General features: G+C 65.4%; 13 protein-coding genes. 12 read left to right on the top strand and 1 reads right to left on the bottom strand.

The genetic code is table 11. The features are described 5' to 3' along the window. Positions 1–65 precede the first annotated feature (65 nt). The 12 genes from HWX87_RS16455 (at position 66) to HWX87_RS16400 (ending at position 16,890) form a co-directional block, all read left to right on the top strand. On the top strand, positions 66–992 hold the full coding sequence (locus tag HWX87_RS16455) for a CysB family HTH-type transcriptional regulator (protein WP_176048103.1): 927 nt from the start codon (positions 66–68) through the stop codon (positions 990–992). A gap of 334 nt (positions 993–1,326) precedes the next feature. After that, positions 1,327–1,713 (top strand): DUF805 domain-containing protein, encoded by a 387-nt coding sequence (locus tag HWX87_RS16450; RefSeq protein ID WP_176048102.1) that lies wholly within the window; start codon positions 1,327–1,329, stop codon positions 1,711–1,713. A gap of 324 nt (positions 1,714–2,037) precedes the next feature. Next, positions 2,038–2,988 carry a sugar ABC transporter substrate-binding protein gene (locus tag HWX87_RS16445; protein ID WP_176048101.1) on the top strand — a complete coding sequence of 317 codons (951 nt, stop codon included), beginning with the start codon at positions 2,038–2,040 and terminating at the stop codon, positions 2,986–2,988. A gap of 145 nt (positions 2,989–3,133) precedes the next feature. Beyond that, entirely contained in the window at positions 3,134–4,744 is a 1,611-nt protein-coding gene (locus HWX87_RS16440; RefSeq protein ID WP_176048100.1) for a sugar ABC transporter ATP-binding protein, read from the top strand. After that, positions 4,741–5,760: an ABC transporter permease gene (locus HWX87_RS16435; RefSeq protein WP_176048099.1), complete on the top strand. Its 1,020-nt coding sequence runs from the start codon at positions 4,741–4,743 to the stop codon at positions 5,758–5,760. Before HWX87_RS16440 ends, HWX87_RS16435 begins: the two co-directional genes overlap by 4 nt. A 35-nt stretch (positions 5,761–5,795) precedes the next feature. Beyond that, positions 5,796–6,827 (top strand): LacI family DNA-binding transcriptional regulator, encoded by a 1,032-nt coding sequence (locus HWX87_RS16430; protein ID WP_176048098.1) that lies wholly within the window; start codon positions 5,796–5,798, stop codon positions 6,825–6,827. Beyond that, the gene (gene rbsK / locus HWX87_RS16425) at positions 6,824–7,753 is read left to right on the top strand and encodes a ribokinase (RefSeq protein ID WP_176048097.1); all 930 of its coding nucleotides are present in this window, start codon (positions 6,824–6,826) and stop codon (positions 7,751–7,753) included. Before HWX87_RS16430 ends, rbsK begins: the two co-directional genes overlap by 4 nt. A 295-nt stretch (positions 7,754–8,048) precedes the next feature. Beyond that, the gene (locus tag HWX87_RS16420; RefSeq protein ID WP_176048096.1) at positions 8,049–9,809 is read left to right on the top strand and encodes a methyl-accepting chemotaxis protein; all 1,761 of its coding nucleotides are present in this window, start codon (positions 8,049–8,051) and stop codon (positions 9,807–9,809) included. Between the two features lie 549 nt (positions 9,810–10,358). Then, entirely contained in the window at positions 10,359–12,281 is a 1,923-nt protein-coding gene (locus HWX87_RS16415) for a PrkA family serine protein kinase (protein WP_011351905.1), read from the top strand. Between the two features lie 125 nt (positions 12,282–12,406). Further along, positions 12,407–13,675 (top strand): YeaH/YhbH family protein, encoded by a 1,269-nt coding sequence (locus HWX87_RS16410; protein WP_176048095.1) that lies wholly within the window; start codon positions 12,407–12,409, stop codon positions 13,673–13,675. Further along, positions 13,672–15,351: a SpoVR family protein gene (locus tag HWX87_RS16405; protein WP_176048094.1), complete on the top strand. Its 1,680-nt coding sequence runs from the start codon at positions 13,672–13,674 to the stop codon at positions 15,349–15,351. The genes HWX87_RS16410 and HWX87_RS16405 overlap by 4 nt, the downstream gene beginning before the upstream one ends. A gap of 234 nt (positions 15,352–15,585) precedes the next feature. Next, positions 15,586–16,890, top strand: a complete 1,305-nt coding sequence (locus tag HWX87_RS16400; RefSeq protein ID WP_176048093.1) for an MFS family transporter — start codon at positions 15,586–15,588, stop codon at positions 16,888–16,890. Between the two features lie 77 nt (positions 16,891–16,967). Here HWX87_RS16400 and HWX87_RS16395 read toward each other — a convergent pair whose 3' ends face one another. After that, entirely contained in the window at positions 16,968–17,897 is a 930-nt protein-coding gene (locus HWX87_RS16395) for a LysR family transcriptional regulator (RefSeq protein ID WP_176048092.1), read from the bottom strand. Positions 17,898–17,965: the final 68 nt, after the last annotated feature.

Here is a 17,965-nt window from a genome sequence, read left to right as displayed (position 1 = left end):
CAGGGCAGGGGGCGGAACACGCTCCGAATCGACAATCAAACAACGACAGCCTAAGAGGCATACCCATGAATTTTCAGCAATTGCGGTTCGTGCGCGAAGCGGTGCGCCAGAACATGAACCTGACGGAAGTCGCGAACGTGCTGTACACGTCGCAGTCGGGCGTGTCGAAGCAGATCAAGGATCTCGAGGATGAACTGGGCGTCGACATCTTCATCCGGCGCGGCAAGCGGTTGACGGGCCTCACGGAGCCCGGCAAGGCCGTGCACCAGCTGATCGAGCGGATGCTGCTCGACGCCGAGAACCTGCGCCGTGTCGCGCGCCAGTTCGCCGACCAGGACAGCGGCCACCTCGTCGTCGCGACGACGCACACGCAGGCGCGCTACGCGCTGCCGAAGGTGATCCGGCAGTTCACCGACGTGTTCCCGAAGGTGCATCTGGCGCTGCGCCAGGGCAGCCCGCAGCAGATCGCGCAGATGATCCTGAACGGCGAAGCCGATCTCGGCATCTCGACCGAGGCGCTCGACCGCTACCCGGACATCGTCACGTTCCCGTGCTATTCGTGGCATCACACGGTCGTCGTGCCGAAGGGGCACCCGCTCGTCGGCCGCGAGAACCTGACGCTCGAGGAAATCGCCGAGTACCCGATCATCACGTACGACCAGGACTTCACGGGCCGTTCGCACATCGACCAGGCGTTCACGCAGGCGGGCGCGGTGCCGGACGTCGTGCTGACCGCAATCGATGCGGACGTGATCAAGACCTACGTCGAGCTGGGGATGGGGATCGGCGTGGTCGCCGCGATGGCCTACGATCCGCAGCGCGACACGGGGCTCGTCGCGCTCGATACGCAGCACCTGTTCGAGGCGAGCACGACGCGCGTCGGTCTGCGCAAGGGCGCGTTCCTGCGCGCGTATGCGTACCGGCTGATCGAGATGTTTGCACCGCACCTGAACGAAGCGGAAATCGCGGCGCTGTTGCGCGAAGCCGTTTGACGGTTGCGTGCCGCGCGCGCCGTCCGGTCAGTCGCCCCGGATGGCGCGATGTGCGCGCATCGCGCCGTACACCGGGCGGCGGCAGCGGAATGGCCGCCGTCACGGTTGCATGATTCATCGAACCATCGGTTGCGGTTGCCGCTCCCGGCCCGGTTCTTCGCCATGAGCGGCGATCGACGCGCGTTCTCGTGCCCACAGAACAACAAGACGGCACAGGCGAACGCTTCGATCCGGTGCCGGCCATCCAGGCCGCGCCATGTTTCGGAAGATATGATTCAATGCGCGGGCATTGTCCGATGGCGGGTGTTCACGCCGCACGACGAAGAGGCGAACAATGAATCTCAAGTGGTTTCTCTTTTCCTTCAAAGGCCGGACCGAGCGCCTGCCGTGGTGGATCTACACGCTGGTTTCCGGGACGATCGGCGTGTTCTTCGACGCGGGTTCGCGCGGTTCGTCGAACGACGATCTGCCGCTGCTGGCGGTGCTTGTCGCGGTCGCGATCGCCGTTGTCGCGACGTGGTCGTGGCTGGCGGTCACCATGAAGCGGCTGCACGACATCGACAAGTCGGGGTGGTGGATGCTGCTGCTGTTCGTGCCGATCGTCGGTGCGATCGCGTTGTTCGTGATGAACGGTTTCATCGCCGGTACGCCGCATGCGAACCGCTTCGGCGAGCCGCCGGCGATCGACGAAGACGAACCCGCGTCGCAGGATCCGGCGTGATGCGTGCGGCGTTGCGACTGTCGCATTTGCGCGTCGCGCGGCACGATCTGGCACTCCGAATAAACCCTTAAATATTGATCAGACAGGTTGCGCGTCGAAGCGAATCGGTACAGCATAGCTTCCACTCCGCCGGCGTCCCGCCGGCGGCGGCGCGTCAACGACAGCACGCGCCAGGCAGTCGGCCGTCTGCCTCGCTTCCATTCCGTGGTACCGACAGCAGCATCGATGGCCATTGCCCGGGTAGTGTGGCGCAAACGTTTGCTCACATTAAAACAACAGTCAAACAACAGTCCGGCCCTACGGGCCAGTCGCCAGGAGATGTGTATGAATGTCCGCTTTCGCCGTCGCTTCCTGACCGCCGCGCTCGCCGCCGTCGCGGTTGCTGCCGCCCCGGCCGTCCACGCGCAATCTGCGGCCAAGCCGAAGGTCGCGCTCGTGATGAAGTCGCTCGCCAACGAGTTCTTCCTGACCATGGAAACCGGCGCGAAGGAATACCAGAAGCACAACGCGAATCAGTTCGACCTGATCACCAACGGCATCAAGGACGAGACCGACACCGCGAACCAGATCCGCATCGTCGAGCAGATGATCGTGTCGAAGGTCGATGCGATCGTGCTCGCGCCGGCCGATTCGAAGGCGCTCGTGCCGGTCGTGAAGAAGGCCGTCGACGCGGGCATCATCGTCGTGAACATCGACAACCGGCTCGATCCCGACGTCCTGAAGTCGAAGAACCTGAACGTGCCGTTCGTCGGCCCGGACAACCGCAAGGGGGCGCGCAAGATCGGCGATTACCTCGCGAAGCGGTTGAAGGCGGGCGACCAGGTCGGCATCGTCGAAGGCGTGTCGACGACGACCAATGCGCAACAGCGCACGGCCGGTTTCCAGGACGCGATGAAGGCGGGCGGGATGAAGGTCGTGTCGGTGCAGTCGGGCGAATGGGAAATCGACAAGGGCAATGCGGTGGCTGCCGCGATGCTCAACGAATACCCGAACCTGAAGGCGCTGCTGTGCGGCAACGACAACATGGCGATCGGCGCCGTGTCGGCCGTGCGCGCGGCCGGCAAGCAGGGCAAGGTGCTCGTGGTCGGTTACGACAACATCAACGCGATCAAGCCGATGCTGAAGGACGGCCGTGTGCTCGCGACTGCCGACCAGTACGCGGCGAAGCAGGCCGTATTCGGCATCGACACCGCGCTCAAGGCGATCTCTGAGCATCGCAAGCAGGCCGACATGTCCGGCGTGGTCGAGACGCCGGTGGATCTCGTGACGAAGTGACGCGGCTCCGGGCCGGCCGCCGCCCTCAAGAATCCGGCGTGGCGGCCGTTATCCGGAGTGAGCGCGATCACGGCCACTGCATGCACATGCACTTGTGAGCGTCACACCCGCGCGCCGCGTGCGCGCGGCCGCAACCAGGATCGCGATGGAACCGACCTTCCAACCCTCCCGTTCAGCCCCTCCCGTGCTGTCCGTATCCGGCATCGGCAAGACCTATGCCGAACCCGTGCTCGCCGACGTCACGCTGACGCTCGAGGCGGGCCATGCGCTCGCGCTGACGGGCGAGAACGGCGCCGGCAAGAGCACGCTGTCGAAGATCATCGGCGGGCTCGTCGACCCGACCACCGGCACGATGCAGCTCGGCGGCCACGCGTATGCGCCGGCCAGCCGTACGCAGGCCGAGGCGCTCGGCGTGCGCATGGTGATGCAGGAGCTGAACCTGCTGCCGACGCTGACGATCGCCGAAAACCTGTTCCTGAACCGCCTGCCGCGCCGCTTCGGGATCATCGATCGTGCGCGGCTGCGCGAGGACGCGCGTGCCGCGATGGCGCAGGTCGGGCTCGACGCGGTCGATCCCGATACGCCGGTCGGCGCACTCGGCATCGGCCATCAGCAGATGGTCGAGATCGCGCGCAACCTGATCGGCGACTGCCGCGTGCTGATTCTCGACGAGCCGACCGCGATGCTGACCGCGCGCGAAGTCGAGCTGCTGTTCGAGCAGATCGACCGGCTGAAGGCGCGCGGCGTCGCGATCGTCTACATCTCGCACCGGCTCGAGGAACTCGCGCGTGTTGCCGAGCGCGTCGCGGTGTTGCGCGACGGCCGGCTCGTGCATGCGGGAGACATGGCCGCGACGACGTCCGACGGGCTCGTCACGCTGATGGTCGGACGCGAGATCGGCGAGCAGATCGATCTCGGCGAGCGCCATATCGGCTCGCCGCGGCTCGTCGTGTCGGGGCTTACGCGCGGGACGGCCGTGCGCGACGTGTCGCTCGAGGTGCGCGCGGGCGAGATCTTCGGCATCTCGGGGCTGATCGGCGCGGGGCGCACCGAGCTGCTGCGGCTGATTTACGGCGCCGATACGCCGGATGCGGGGATGATCGCGGTCGGCCAGCCGCTGAAGCCGGCGAAGATCGATTCCCCCGTCGATGCGGTGAAGCTGGGCATCGCGCTGATTACCGAGGATCGCAAGGGCGAGGGGTTGCTGCTGTCGCAGTCGATCACCGCGAACGTGTCGCTCGGCCAGCTCGACCGGCTCGCGCGCGGCGGCATCGTCGACTCCGCGCGTGAAACGGCACTCGCCGAGCAGCAGATCGATGCGCTGCGGATCCGCACGCACGGTGCGGCGCAGGCGGTCGGCGAGCTGTCGGGCGGCAATCAGCAGAAGGTCGTGATCGGCCGCTGGCTCGCGCGCGACATGGGCGTGCTGCTGTTCGACGAGCCGACGCGCGGGATCGATGTCGGCGCGAAGTTCGAGATCTACACTTTGATGGGCGCGCTCGCGCGTGAAGGCCGCGCGCTCGTCGTCGTGTCGAGCGACCTGCGCGAGCTGATGCTGATCTGCGACCGGATCGGCGTGATGTCGGCCGGCCGCATGACCGCCGTGTTCGAGCGCGGCAACTGGACCCAGGATGGGCTGCTGGCCGCGGCGTTCGCCGGCTTCGGCCGCGAGACGCCGCAGGGCGCGCAGCATCCGGACGCGGGGCAGGCGCCAGGCGCCGCTCCGGGCAATTCGACGACAGGACGACAGCAATGACCCAGCCTCCCGTTTCCCCGACCGACGCAGGCGCCCAGCAGGACGTGACGGGGCGCCGCGCGCGCATGCTGTCCGGCACGCGCCTCGGCCTGTCGAACTATCTCGGGCTCGCCGGTGCGCTCGCCGCGATGATCGCGCTGTTTTCGGTGCTGAGCTCGCATTTCCTGACCTACGACACGTTCAGCACGATCGCGAACCAGATTCCCGATCTCGTCGTGATGTCGGTCGGGATGACTTTCGTGCTGATCATCGCCGGGATCGACCTGTCGGTCGGCTCGGTGCTCGCGCTCGCCGCGTCGATGGTCAGCGTCGCCGCGCTGAAATGGCAGTGGGGGCCGCTGCCGGCCGCGCTGATCGGGATCGCGGTCGCGACCGTCACGGGTGCGCTGACCGGCGCGGTGACGGTCGGCTGGCGGATCCCGTCGTTCATCGTGTCGCTCGGCGTGCTGGAGGCCGCGCGCGGCCTCGCGTACCAGCTGACGAATTCGCGTACGGCGTATATCGGCGACGCGTTCGATTTCCTGTCGAACCCGATCGCGCTCGGCATCTCGCCCGCGTTCCTGATTGCGGTCGCGGTGATGATCGCGGCCCAGTTCGTGCTCTCGCGTACGGTGTTCGGACGCTATCTCGTCGGGATCGGCACGAACGAAGAAGCAGTCAGACTTGCGGGGGTTAACCCGCGTCCGTATAAAATTCTCGTATTCGCGTTGATGGGCGCGCTCGCGGGGCTTGCGTCGCTGTTCCAGATTTCGCGGCTCGAGGCGGCCGACCCGAATGCGGGCGTGGGCCTCGAACTGCAGGTCATCGCGGCCGTCGTGATCGGCGGCACGAGCCTGATGGGCGGGCGCGGCTCGGTGATCAGCACGTTTTTCGGCGTGTTGATCATCTCCGTGCTGGCCGCGGGGCTGGCGCAGATCGGCGCGAACGAGCCGACGAAACGGATCATCACCGGCGCGGTGATCGTGGTGGCCGTCGTGCTCGATACGTATCGCAGCCGGCGCTCGCGCGTGCGGTAGAAAGACAGACAGAACAGACCAGAGAGAAACGGGAAATGGCGACGATCAAGGATGTGGCAGCCATGGCGGGCGTGTCGTTTACGACCGTCTCGCACGTGGTGAACAATTCGCGGCCGGTGTCCGCGGACGTGCGTGCGAAGGTCGAGGGTGCGATCCGCGAGCTGAATTACGTGCCGTCGGCCGTGGCGCGCTCGCTGAAGGCGCGTGCGACGGCGACCATCGGCCTCGTCGTGCCGAACAGCACGAATCCGTATTTTGCCGAGCTCGCGCGCGGCATCGAGGATCAGTGCGCGGCCAACGGCTATTGCGTGTTCTTCTGCAACTCGGACGACGATCCCGTGAAGCAGCGCAACTATCTGCGCGTGCTGCAGGAAAAGCGCATCGACGGGCTGATCGTCGCATCGGCCGGCGAGGACGCGGTGCTCGCACAGACGCTCGCGGATATCCATGCGCCGCTCGTCGTGGTCGACCGCAACATCGAAGGGCTCGCGGCCGATCTCGTGCAGATCGACCACGAGCGCGGCGCGTATCTGGCGACGCGCCACCTGCTCGAACTCGGACACGCGAAGATCGGCTGCATCACGGGGCCGACCGACACGGCCGTCAGCGCGATGCGCGTGCACGGCTTCATCCGCGCGATGGCCGAGCGCGGCGTCGATATCGTGCCGGGCGCGATCGCGGAAAGCGATTTCTCGTGCCTTGGCGGCTATCACGCGGCGTCGCGGCTGTTCGAATCGGTGCGGCCGAGCGCGATCTTCGCGGGCAACGACCTGATGGGCGTCGGCGCGCTGCGCGCGGCGGCCGAGCGCGGGCTGCGCGTGCCGGACGACTGCTCGATCATCGGTTTCGACGACATCGAATTTTCCCGCTACACGTATCCGGCGCTGTCGACGGTCGGCCAGTCGGTGCGCGCGCTCGGCGAAATGGCCGCGCAGACGCTGATCGAGCGGATCGGCGGCGGCTCGACGGCCGTGCCGAGCCGTCGCCGCGTGGTGTCGCCGCGCCTCGTGCTGCGCGAATCGACGGCCGTCTACCGCGAGCCGCCCGTGTCGGGCGGTCGCGCATGACGGCGCCCGCAACGAACACCGGCCGCGTGACGGTGGTCGGCAGCCTCAACATGGATCTCGTCGTGCGTGCGCCCCGGCTGCCGCTGCCCGGCGAAACGCTCGCCGGGCATGCGTTTGCACAGGCGGCGGGCGGCAAGGGCGGCAACCAGGCCGTGGCCGCCGCACGGCTCGGTGCGCAAGTCGCGATGATCGGCTGCGTCGGCGCGGATGCGCACGGCGCGGCACTGCGCGCGGGCCTGGAAGCCGAGGGAATCGACTGCGCGGGGCTCGCGACGAGCGCGTCGGCGTCGACCGGCGTCGCGCTGATCGTCGTCGACGATGCGAGCCAGAATGCGATCGTGATCGTCGCGGGGGGCAACGGCGAGGTCACGACCGGGACGGTTGCGCGGCACGAGGCCGCACTGGCGGCGGCCGACGTGCTGATCTGCCAGCTCGAGACGCCGCCGGACGCCGTGTTCGCGGCGCTGTCGGCCGGGCGTCGGCTCGGCCGCACGGTGGTGCTCAATCCGGCGCCGGCCGTCGCGCCGCTGCCGGACGGCTGGCTGCCGCTCGTCGATTACCTGATCCCGAACGAGGTCGAGGCGGCCGCGTTGACCGCGCTGCCCGTGCGCGACCCGGCGGAGGCGGAAATTGCCGCACGGGCGCTGCAGGCCGGCGGCGCGCGCAACGTGCTGGTCACGCTCGGCGCGCGCGGCGTGCTCGCGCTGACGGCCGACGGCACCGCGCGGCACTATCCGGCACCGGTCGTGCAGGCCGTCGACACGACGGCCGCAGGCGACACCTTCATCGGCGGTTTTTCCGCCCGTCTGGCGGCCGGCGCCGACGTCGACACGGCCATCCGCTTCGCGCAACGCGCGGCGGCGCTGTCGGTCACGCGCGCGGGCGCACAACCGTCGATTCCGACCCGCGCCGAACTGGCCGATTAGGGCCGGATCCTCCTGCTCACGATCCCGTATCGCGACCGGCCAGTCTCCCGGGACGGCCGGTCGCGCCGACTGCAGCGCGCTCAAACCGCGGCGCGTCGCGGTTCCGTCATGTTTTTCGCGTCCGTCGGGTGCTGAAATAATTGTTCAGCTGTTTGTAATAAGCAGACGAATAATTCGAAAAAAACCGCAGAAAACCATCAAGTTGTGCGCTGCACGGTCGTAAATGCACCGAGTGAAGCAATGCTTCCACGCAACGGGCCGGGCCCGTTCATGACGACGCAACACAGGATGGATGATGGTGTTCAGGAACCTGACGATTCGTGCGCGCATCGGTTTGACGATGGCGTTTCTGGCGGTGCTGCTGGGCGTAACAGGCGTGCTCGGGCTGTACGGGATGACGCGTTCGAACGACTCGACGCGCGAAATTTTCACGAACCAGATGCCGAGCGCGGTCGACGTGGCCGTCGCGGAAATGTTCGCTGCGCGCGAACGCCTCGCGCTCGACCGCGCGGCGCTGCTGGCCGGCACGCCCGACTCGGCGGCGGCCGTCGAGCGCAGCCACGGGATGCGCACGCAGTCCGACGCATGGTGGCAGAAGTACCTCGCGCTGCCGCGCGGGCCGGAAGAGGATCGGCTCGCGCAGGACGTCGCCGCGAAGCGGCAGGCGCTGCAGCGCGCCTGTGACGCGTTCGCGAGCCTCCTCGGGGCCGACCAGCGCGATCGCATCGGCGACGGCGCCAAGCAGCTCCAGGCGCTCTACAACGACCTCGCGGTGTCCAGCGAAGCGTTGCGCAATTTCCAGTTCACCGATGCGCAGGCGAGCTTCAACCAGGCGGAATCCGTGTTCGACACACTGCGCGTGCTGTCGATCGTCGCGCTGCTGGCCGGCATCGGCGCCGCGCTGCTGTCGTGGCTGACGCTGAGCCGCGCGATCGGCCGCCCGATCGCCGACGCGCTGTCGCATTTCGACGCAATCGCCGCCGGCGACCTGCGCCGTCCGATCGTCGTGGACCGGCGCGACGAGATGGGCCAGTTGCTCGAAGGGCTCGCGAAGATGCAGCGCGGACTCGTCGACACGGTGCGCACCGTGCGCGGCGGCAGCGAGTCGATCGCGACCGCGGCGCGCCAGATCGCGGCCGGCAACATCGATCTGTCGTCGCGCACCGAGGAGCAGGCCGCCGCGCTGCAGGAAACTGCGTCGAGCATGGAACAGCTGACCGGCACCGTGAAACAGAACGCGGACAATGCGCGCCAGGCCAGTTCGCTGGCCGCGAATGCGTCGGAGATTGCAAACAAGGGCAATACGGTGGTCGGCCAGGTGGTCGGCACGATGGGCGAGATCAACGACAGCTCGGCGAAGATCGCGGACATCATTGCGATCATCGAGGGAATCGCGTTCCAGACCAACATTCTTGCGCTGAATGCGGCCGTCGAAGCCGCACGTGCGGGCGAGGAGGGCCGCGGCTTCGCGGTCGTCGCGGGCGAGGTGCGCAGCCTCGCGCAGCGTTCGTCGAGCGCGGCGAAGGAAATCAAGGCGCTGATCGACGCGTCGGTGGAGCGTATCCGGACGGGTTCGACGCTGGTCGATGAAGCAGGGCGCACGATGAGCGACGTGATCGGCGCGGTGCAGCGCGTGACCGACATCATGGGTGAGATCGCGGCGGCGTCGGAGGAGCAGAGCGGCGGGATCGACCAGGTCGCGCGTGCCGTCGCGCAGATGGACGAAGTCACGCAGCAGAACGCGGCGCTCGTCGAGGAAGCCGCGGCCGCCGCGCAGTCGCTCGACGAGCAGGCCGGGCGCTTGCGTGAGACGGCAGCCGTATTCCAGCTCGATGATGAAGCGGCACGCGCTGTCGCGCCGGTTGCGGCGCGTCACGTATCGCGTGCGCCTTCCGCCGCGGTTGCCGCGCCCGTGCAGGTCGCTGCGCGCGACGATCGCGATGCACCGCCGAAGCGCACGGCCGCGACGATGCCGGCACGCAAGCCCGCCGTAGCCGTACCGGCACCGGCTGCCTCTGCTGCTACCGCCGGCGGTGACGACTGGGAGACCTTCTGATTCGCGCGTGCCGCGCATCTATCCCCATTTGGTGACGAACGACGCCCGCGACATGCGGGCGTTGTCGTTTCCGCGGCAGACGAAATGTGACAGCGCGCATGATCGATCGTGCATCGTCGCGAGCGCTGCTCGTCCCGCATCGATGGATACGTGTACGCGTGCAGCATCAATCATGTTCCCGCATCCGTCGTACGGGTATCTCCGTAAGGGCGCTGCGAAAAAATTTGTAACGGTGCGCGCGGCGTGTCATCGCACGCGGCTGCTCGAACGTATAGGGATGAAGGGAGGAAGTGACGACGTCGGATGTGTCCAACGCACAAGACGTTCCGTCGTTCAACGAGACGTGACGGATGCAGTTTCTGCGGCTCGGGACGACAATTGTAAAACGACGAAATGCGTTGTCCAAGCGGTGTTGTCGAGAATGACGAACTTCATACGAAGAGTTCGTGAAAAAAAATAAGAAAGGGTTTAGGATGAATTCGAACGCGCTTGCTTCTGCGCAGTCGTACGAAGGCAGGCACGTCTTCAGACTCAGGCGAGGGAGGTAGCATGGATATTTACAGCAGCTTCGCGAACCGCTTCGAAAAAACGCGAGAGGAAGAGCTCTCGCTGGAGGAGTATCTCGCGCTCTGCAAGAACGATCCATCCGCGTACGCGACGGCTGGTGAACGCATGCTGGAAGCAATCGGGGAACCTGAACACATCGATACCCGCAACGATCCGCGCCTGTCGCGCATCTTTGCGAACAAGGTCATCAAGGTCTATCCGGCATTCCGTGAGTTCTACGGAATGGAGGAAGTGATCGAGCAGGTGGTCGCGTACTTCCGCCACGCTGCGCAAGGGCTCGAAGAGAAGAAGCAGATCCTCTATCTGCTGGGCCCGGTGGGCGGCGGCAAGTCGTCGATCGCCGAGCGTCTGAAGCAACTGATGGAGCGCGTGCCGTTCTATTCGCTGAAGGGCTCGCCCGTCAACGAATCGCCGCTCGGGCTGTTCGACTATGACGAAGACGGCCCGATCCTCGAGGAACAGTACGGCATTCCACGCCGCTACCTGAAGAACATCCTGAGTCCGTGGGCCGTCAAGCGCCTGCACGAATACAACGGCGATATCCGCCAGTTCCGCGTGGTGCGTCGCTATCCGTCGATCCTGCGGCAGGTCGGCATCGCGAAGACGGAGCCGGGTGACGAGAACAACCAGGACATCTCGTCGCTGGTCGGCAAGGTCGATATCCGCAAGCTCGAACAGTACGCGCAGGACGACGCCGATGCGTACAGCTACTCGGGTGGCCTGTGCCTCGCGAACCAGGGCCTGCTCGAGTTCGTCGAAATGTTCAAGGCGCCGATCAAGGTGTTGCACCCGCTGCTCACCGCCACGCAGGAAGGCAACTTCAAGGGCACCGAGGGCTTCGGCGCGATTCCGTTCGACGGGATCATCCTCGCGCACTCGAACGAGTCGGAGTGGAAGGCGTTCCGCAACAACCGCAACAACGAGGCACTGCTCGACCGGATCTTCGTCGTGAAGGTGCCGTACTGCCTGCGCGTATCGGAAGAGACCAAGATCTACGAGAAGCTGATCCGCAACTCGTCGCTGGCCGAGGCCGTGTGCGCACCGGGCACGCTGAAGATGATGTCGCAGTTCTCGGTGCTCTCGCGCCTGCACGAGCCGGAGAATTCGAGCCTGTTCTCGAAGATGCAGGTGTATGACGGCGAAAATCTCAAGGACACCGATCCGAAGGCGAAGTCGTACCAGGAGTACCGCGACTACGCGGGCGTGGACGAAGGGATGACGGGCGTGTCGACACGCTTCGCGTTCAAGATCCTGTCGCGCGTGTTCAACTTCGATTCGAGCGAGGTCGCGGCCAACCCCGTGCACCTGATGTACGTGCTCGAACAGCAGATCGAACGCGAGCAGTTCCCGCCGGAAACCGAGCAGAAGTACCTGTCCTTCGTGAAGGACGTGCTCGCGTCGCGCTACGCGGAATTCATCGGCAAGGAGATCCAGACGGCCTACCTCGAGTCGTATTCGGAGTATGGCCAGAACATCTTCGACCGCTACGTCACGTATGCGGACTTCTGGATCCAGGACCAGGAATTCCGCGATCACGACACGGGCGAGAGCTTCGACCGTGCCGCGCTGAACGCGGAGCTGGAGAAGATCGAGAAGCCGGCAGGCATCAGTAATCCGAAGGATTACCGCAACGAGATCGTGAACTTCGTGTTGCGCGCACGGGCGGCGAACGCCGGCAAGAACCCCGTGTGGACGAGCTACGAGAAGTTGCGCGTCGTGATCGAGAAGAAGATGTTCTCGAATACCGAGGAACTGTTGCCGGTGATTTCGTTCAACGCAAAGGGTTCGGCGGAGGAACAGCGCAAGCATGAGGACTTTGTGAACCGGATGGTCGCGAAGGGCTATACGCCGAAGCAGGTGAGGCTGCTTTGCGACTGGTACCTGCGCGTGCGCAAGTCATCATGACGCGCGCGGTACCGCGCCCGTACGGCCTCGCCGTGCGGGCGCTTTCAGAGGCGCCGCCCGCATGACGGGAGACGGCATGTGCGGCGAGCGTCCCGGCAGATCGACTTTCGAGCGGGAGACCGGCAGTGCTTCATCAAATCATCGACCGCAGGCTGGCCGGCAAGAACAAGAGTATCGCCAACCGCGAACGCTTTCTGCGTCGCGTCAAGAACTACATTCGTCGTGCCGTGTCCGACGCGGTGCGCGACCGTAGCATCAAGGATATCCAGAGCACGCAGAGCATCACGATCCCGCGCAAGGACATCGCAGAGCCGAATTTCCGGCACGGGCCGGGCGGGCGTCGCGAATACGTGCACCCCGGCAACGAGGACTACGTGCGCGGCGACAAGATCCCGCGTCCGCAGGGCGGCTCGGGCGGCGGAGGCAGTCAGGCGAGCAACGAGGGCGAAGGGCAGGACGACTTCGTGTTCGAGTTGTCGCGCGACGAGTTCATGCAGTACTTCTTCGACGATCTCGAACTGCCGCGCCTCGTGAAGACGCACCTGCTGACGGTGCCGAGCTGGAAGAACGTACGCGCGGGCTGGTCGGCGGAAGGCACGCCGAACAACATCGATGTCGTGCGTTCGCTGCGCAGCGCACTCGGGCGTCGCATCGCGCTCGGCTCGCCGCTCGTCAACGAGCTGCGCGAGCTCGAGGCGCAGCTCGAGGCGATGAAGTGCGATCCGGAGGACCGGCGCGCGGAGATCGCGGTGCTCGAGGCCGAGATCCATCACCTGAAGGGGCGCATCTGGCGGATTCCGTTCATCGATCCGTTCGACCTGCGCTACATCAACCGCGTGAAGCAGCCGCAACCGTCGAGCCAGGCCGTGATGTTCTGCCTGATGGACGTGTCGGGCTCGATGGACGAGCAGCGCAAGGATCTGTCGAAGCGCTTCTTCATCCTGCTGTACCTGTTCCTCAAGCGTAACTACGAGCGCATCGAGGTGGTGTTCATCCGTCACCACACGCGTGCCGAGGAAGTCGACGAGGACACCTTCTTCCATTCGACCGAGAGCGGCGGCACGGTGGTGTCGAGTGCGCTCGAGCTGATGCGCAAGGTGATGAACGAGCGCTACTCGCCGACCGAGTGGAACATCTACGGCGCGCAAGCGTCCGACGGCGACAACTGGACCGACGATTCGCCCAAGTGTCGCAAAATCCTGGAAGAGGATATCCTCACGAAGACGCGTTACTTCGCGTATATCCAGGTCGCGCCGGAAGAGCAGAACCTGTGGCTGGAATACGCGCAACTGGCCTTGTCGCAGCCGCATCTCGCGATGAAAAAAGTGGAATCGGCTGCCGACATTTACCCGGTGTTTCGCGAATTGTTCGAAAAGCAGGTGGAAATGTCATGACGACCCGCCATCTGCACAACGAGTCGCGCGGCTACGCGCCGCGCCCCTCCGGCGACGACCCGGCCGGCTCTGCCGCATCGCAGCAACGCGGGCAGGCCGAACCGCCGCCGCCGGCCGCCGACTTGCCCGGCTCAGGGCAAAAGGAAGCGCGTATGAACGTTGCCGAACGCAAGCCGCTGCCGTGCCCGTCCGACTGGACGTTCGAACTGCTCGAGGAATACGACACGCACATCTCGCAGGTCGCCGAACAATACGAGCTCGACATCTATCCGATCCAGCTCGAACTGATCAGCGCCGAGCAGATGATGGACGCGTATGCGTCGGTCGGGATGCCCGTCAACTACCGTCACTGGTCGTTCGGCAAGCACTTCCTGTCGACCGAGAAGAGCTATCGTCGCGGCCAGATGGGGCTCGCGTACGAAATCGTCATCAACTCGAACCCGTGCATCGCATATCTGATGGAAGAGAACACGATGACGATGCAGGCGCTCGTCATCGCGCACGCGGCGTACGGGCACAACTCGTTCTTCAAGGGCAACTACCTGTTCCGGCTGTGGACCGACGCGCACGCGATCATCGACTATCTCGTGTACGCGAAGAACTACGTGGCGGAATGCGAGGAGCGCTACGGCCTCGATCGCGTCGAGGAACTGCTCGATTCGTGCCATGCGCTGATGAACTATGGCGTTGACCGCTACAAGCGGCCGCAGAAGCCTTCGCTGTCGAAGGAAGCCGCGCTGCGGCGCGAACGCGAGGCATACCTGCAGTCGCAGGTGAACGAACTGTGGCGCACGCTGCCGGGCAAGAAGCCCGAGTTGATGGAAGAGCAGGAAGGCCGTTATCCGCCCGAGCCGCAGGAAAACCTGCTGTATTTCGCGGAAAAGAATGCGCCGCTGCTCGAGCCGTGGGAGCGGGAAGTGATCCGCATCGTGCGCAAGATCGGCCAGTATTTCTACCCGCAGCGGCAGACGCAGGTGATGAACGAAGGCTGGGCGACGTTCTGGCATTACACGCTGCTGAATACGCTGTACAACCAGGGGAAGCTGGAAGACAGCTTCATGATGGAGTTCCTGCATTCGCACAGCAACGTGGTCTACCAGCCGCCCGTCACGAAGCCGTACTACAGCGGCATCAACCCGTATGCGCTCGGTTTCTCGATGATGAGCGACATCCGGCGGATCTGCGAAGCGCCGACGGAAGAAGACTACAAGTGGTTTCCGGAGATCGCGGGCACCCCGTGGCTGCCGGCGATGCATTACGCGATGCGCAACTTCAAGGACGAGAGCTTCATCGCGCAGTACCTGTCGCCGAGCCTGATCCGCGACATGCGGCTCTTCTCGGTGCTCGACGACGACATGCGCGATTCGCTCGAGGTGTCGGCGATCCACGACGATTCCGGCTACCAGTACGTGCGGCAGGCATTGTCGCGGCAGTACGACATCCATCACCGCGAGCCGAATATCCAGGTGTGGGCCGTCAACACGCGAGGCGACCGCAGCCTCACGCTGCGCCACTTCATGACCGACAACCGTCACCTGTCGAACGACAGCGACGAAGTGCTCAAGCACATGGCGCGGCTCTGGCAGTTCGACGTGTACCTGGAAAGCGTCGACGAGGCCGGTACGGTGCGCAAGCGCTACGAGTGCCGCTACGTGCCGCCGGAGATCCGCGTTTGATCGGTGCCTTCGAAAATGTTTGCATCGGACGCCAGCCTGACGGCTGGCGTTTTCATATGACGAACACGTGGCGGGAGAAAATTTTTCTACATCCGGACGAACCCGGAGCGCTTGTTACTTTACATTTCGCTAAAATCCCGTAGCGCCGTGCGCCGGAACCGGTGCCACGTGCGACCGCACGCGGCGGCCCCCAGCCGTCTCGCCCAGAAAGCACTAAAAGGAACAGACCAACCCATGGACGTCCAGACCGACCAAGCTGCGCTGTCCGCGCATGACACCCGGCGGCGCGTGTTCGCCATCGTCGGCGCCTCATCGGGCAACCTCGTCGAGTGGTTCGACTTCTACATCTACTCGTTCTGCGCGCTGTACTTCGCGCCGGCGTTCTTCCCGAGCGGCAACACGACGACGCAGCTGCTGAACACGGCCGGCGTGTTCGCGGCCGGCTTCCTGATGCGTCCGATCGGCGGCTGGCTGTTCGGCCGCATCGCCGACCGTCACGGCCGCCGCGCGGCGATGATGATCTCGGTGCTGATGATGTGCGGCGGGTCGCTCGTGATCGCGGTGCTGCCGACCTACGCACAGATCGGCGCGCTCGCGCCGGCGCTGCTGCTGGTCGCGCGCCTGTTCCAGGGCCTGTCGGTGGGCGGCGAGTACGGCACCAGCGCGACCTACATGAGTGAAGTCGCGCTGAAGGGGCGCCGCGGCTTCTTCGCGTCGTTCCAGTACGTGACGCTGATCGGCGGCCAGCTGTGCGCGCTGCTGGTGCTCGTGATCCTGCAACAGACGCTGTCGACCGACGAGCTGAAGGCATGGGGCTGGCGCATTCCGTTCGTGGTCGGCGCGGCGGCCGCGCTGATCTCGCTGTACCTGCGGAAATCGCTCGACGAGACGTCGACCAGCGAATCGCGCGACAAGAAGAATGCCGGCACGATCCGCGGCGTGTGGGAGCACAAGGGCGCGTTCTTCACGGTGGTCGGTTTCACGGCCGGCGGCTCGCTGATCTTCTACACGTTCACGACGTACATGCAGAAGTACCTCGTGAACACGGCCGGCATGCATGCGAAGACGGCCAGCAACGTGATGACCGTCGCGCTGCTCGTCTACATGCTGATGCAGCCGGTGTTCGGCGCGCTGTCCGACCGGATCGGCCGCCGTACGTCGATGATCCTGTTCGGCTCGTTCGCGGTGATCGGCACCGTGCCGCTGATGCATGCGCTGAAGGACGTGACGAGCCCCGTGGCCGCGTTCGTGCTGATCACGGTCGCGCTCGCGATCGTCAGCTTCTACACGTCGATCAGCGGCCTCATCAAGGCCGAGATGTTCCCGCCCGAAGTGCGCGCGATGGGCGTCGGCCTGTCGTATGCGGTTGCGAACGCAATCTTCGGCGGTTCGGCCGAGTACGTCGCGCTGTGGTTCAAGTCGATCGGCAGCGAGGAAACCTTCTACTGGTACGTGACCGTGCTGTGCGCGATCTCGCTGATCGTGTCGTGGCGGATGCGCGACCCGAGCAAGGAAGGCTATCTGCGTCACGAGCCGTGATCGGCTGCGCGTTGCGCGCATGTGTGTGATGACGAACGTCCCGCCAACCGGCGGGACGTTTTTTTTGCGGCGCGCGATTACGCGGACGGCGGCTTCGCGCGGTCGGGCGCCGGGTCGGCGACGCTCGACAGGATGCCTTGCTCGACCAGCCAGTCGAACATCTGCTCGACGATCGGCGAGCGCGACGGGCCTTCCATCCGCGACAGCCACCAGGTGGTGCCGGGCAGGCGCGGGTAGTCGGCGAGCACGGTCAGCGCGTGCTGGTCGAGGCCGGCTTGTGCGACGAGGCGCGGCAGGCACGCGATGCCGCGACCGCGCTGCACGGCGTCCAGCACGAGCCGCTGATCGTCATAGATCGCTTGCATCCGGAAGTCCGACAGCTGCTCGCGAAAGACGGTCGCCATGCGCTCGTCGGTCAGGCTCGCTTCGAGGCAGACGAGCCCCGCGTGCCGCGCGTGTTCGGCGCGCGGCACGCGGGCGAGCGTCTCGGCCAGCGGCGTCGCGCACACCGTCACCCACTCGTCGCGCATGAACGGGATATCGACCAGGCCGGGCTGCAGCATCGGCCGCGTGCCGATCGTCATGTCGACGTCGATCTCGTCGACATAGCGCGCCGTCTCGTCGGTCGACAGCAGCGGGCACAGGTCCGGCAGCACCTGCTGCAACTGCTCGAGGCGCGGCTGCAGCCAGCCGTGCAGCAACGGCGCCGGACACACCAGCACGACGAGCCCCGGGTTCAGGTAGGTCGCGATGCGGTCGAGCCCGCCGCGCAACGTGTCCATCGCACGCTGCACGCTGCGCTGCAGGACCTCGCCGGCGATGGTCAGCTCGACGCCGCGGCCGCGCCGGCGGAACAGGGGCTGCCCGAGTTGCGCTTCGAGCTGCTGGATCTGATGGCTGATCGCCGATTGCGACAGGTGCAGCTCGTCGGCGGCACGCGAGAAGTTGCCCAGCCGGGCTGCGGCTTCGAAGCCGCTCAGCAGTTTCAGGGACGGAACGCGTTGCATGAAGGTATGAGGTGAATTGATTAATTCGGCCAAGAAATATCAATATTCATCAAGTTTAACCTGACGGA

This window comes from Burkholderia sp. BCC1644, from assembly GCF_902833225.1.
Classification (GTDB): Bacteria; Pseudomonadota; Gammaproteobacteria; order Burkholderiales; family Burkholderiaceae; genus Burkholderia.
Note: the sequence above shows the minus strand (reverse complement) of the source record. Positions and strands in the feature narration are given on the sequence as shown.

Coding starts and splice junctions, on each gene's coding strand:
- HWX87_RS16455 (WP_176048103.1), top strand. CDS start 66: ATGAATTTTCAGCAATTGCGGTTCGTGCGCGAAGCGGTGCGCCAGAAC.
- HWX87_RS16450 (WP_176048102.1), top strand. CDS start 1,327: ATGAATCTCAAGTGGTTTCTCTTTTCCTTCAAAGGCCGGACCGAGCGC.
- HWX87_RS16445 (WP_176048101.1), top strand. CDS start 2,038: ATGAATGTCCGCTTTCGCCGTCGCTTCCTGACCGCCGCGCTCGCCGCC.
- HWX87_RS16440 (WP_176048100.1), top strand. CDS start 3,134: ATGGAACCGACCTTCCAACCCTCCCGTTCAGCCCCTCCCGTGCTGTCC.
- HWX87_RS16435 (WP_176048099.1), top strand. CDS start 4,741: ATGACCCAGCCTCCCGTTTCCCCGACCGACGCAGGCGCCCAGCAGGAC.
- HWX87_RS16430 (WP_176048098.1), top strand. CDS start 5,796: ATGGCGACGATCAAGGATGTGGCAGCCATGGCGGGCGTGTCGTTTACG.
- rbsK (WP_176048097.1), top strand. CDS start 6,824: ATGACGGCGCCCGCAACGAACACCGGCCGCGTGACGGTGGTCGGCAGC.
- HWX87_RS16420 (WP_176048096.1), top strand. CDS start 8,049: ATGGTGTTCAGGAACCTGACGATTCGTGCGCGCATCGGTTTGACGATG.
- HWX87_RS16415 (WP_011351905.1), top strand. CDS start 10,359: ATGGATATTTACAGCAGCTTCGCGAACCGCTTCGAAAAAACGCGAGAG.
- HWX87_RS16405 (WP_176048094.1), top strand. CDS start 13,672: ATGACGACCCGCCATCTGCACAACGAGTCGCGCGGCTACGCGCCGCGC.
- HWX87_RS16400 (WP_176048093.1), top strand. CDS start 15,586: ATGGACGTCCAGACCGACCAAGCTGCGCTGTCCGCGCATGACACCCGG.
- HWX87_RS16395 (WP_176048092.1), bottom strand. CDS start 17,897: ATGCAACGCGTTCCGTCCCTGAAACTGCTGAGCGGCTTCGAAGCCGCA.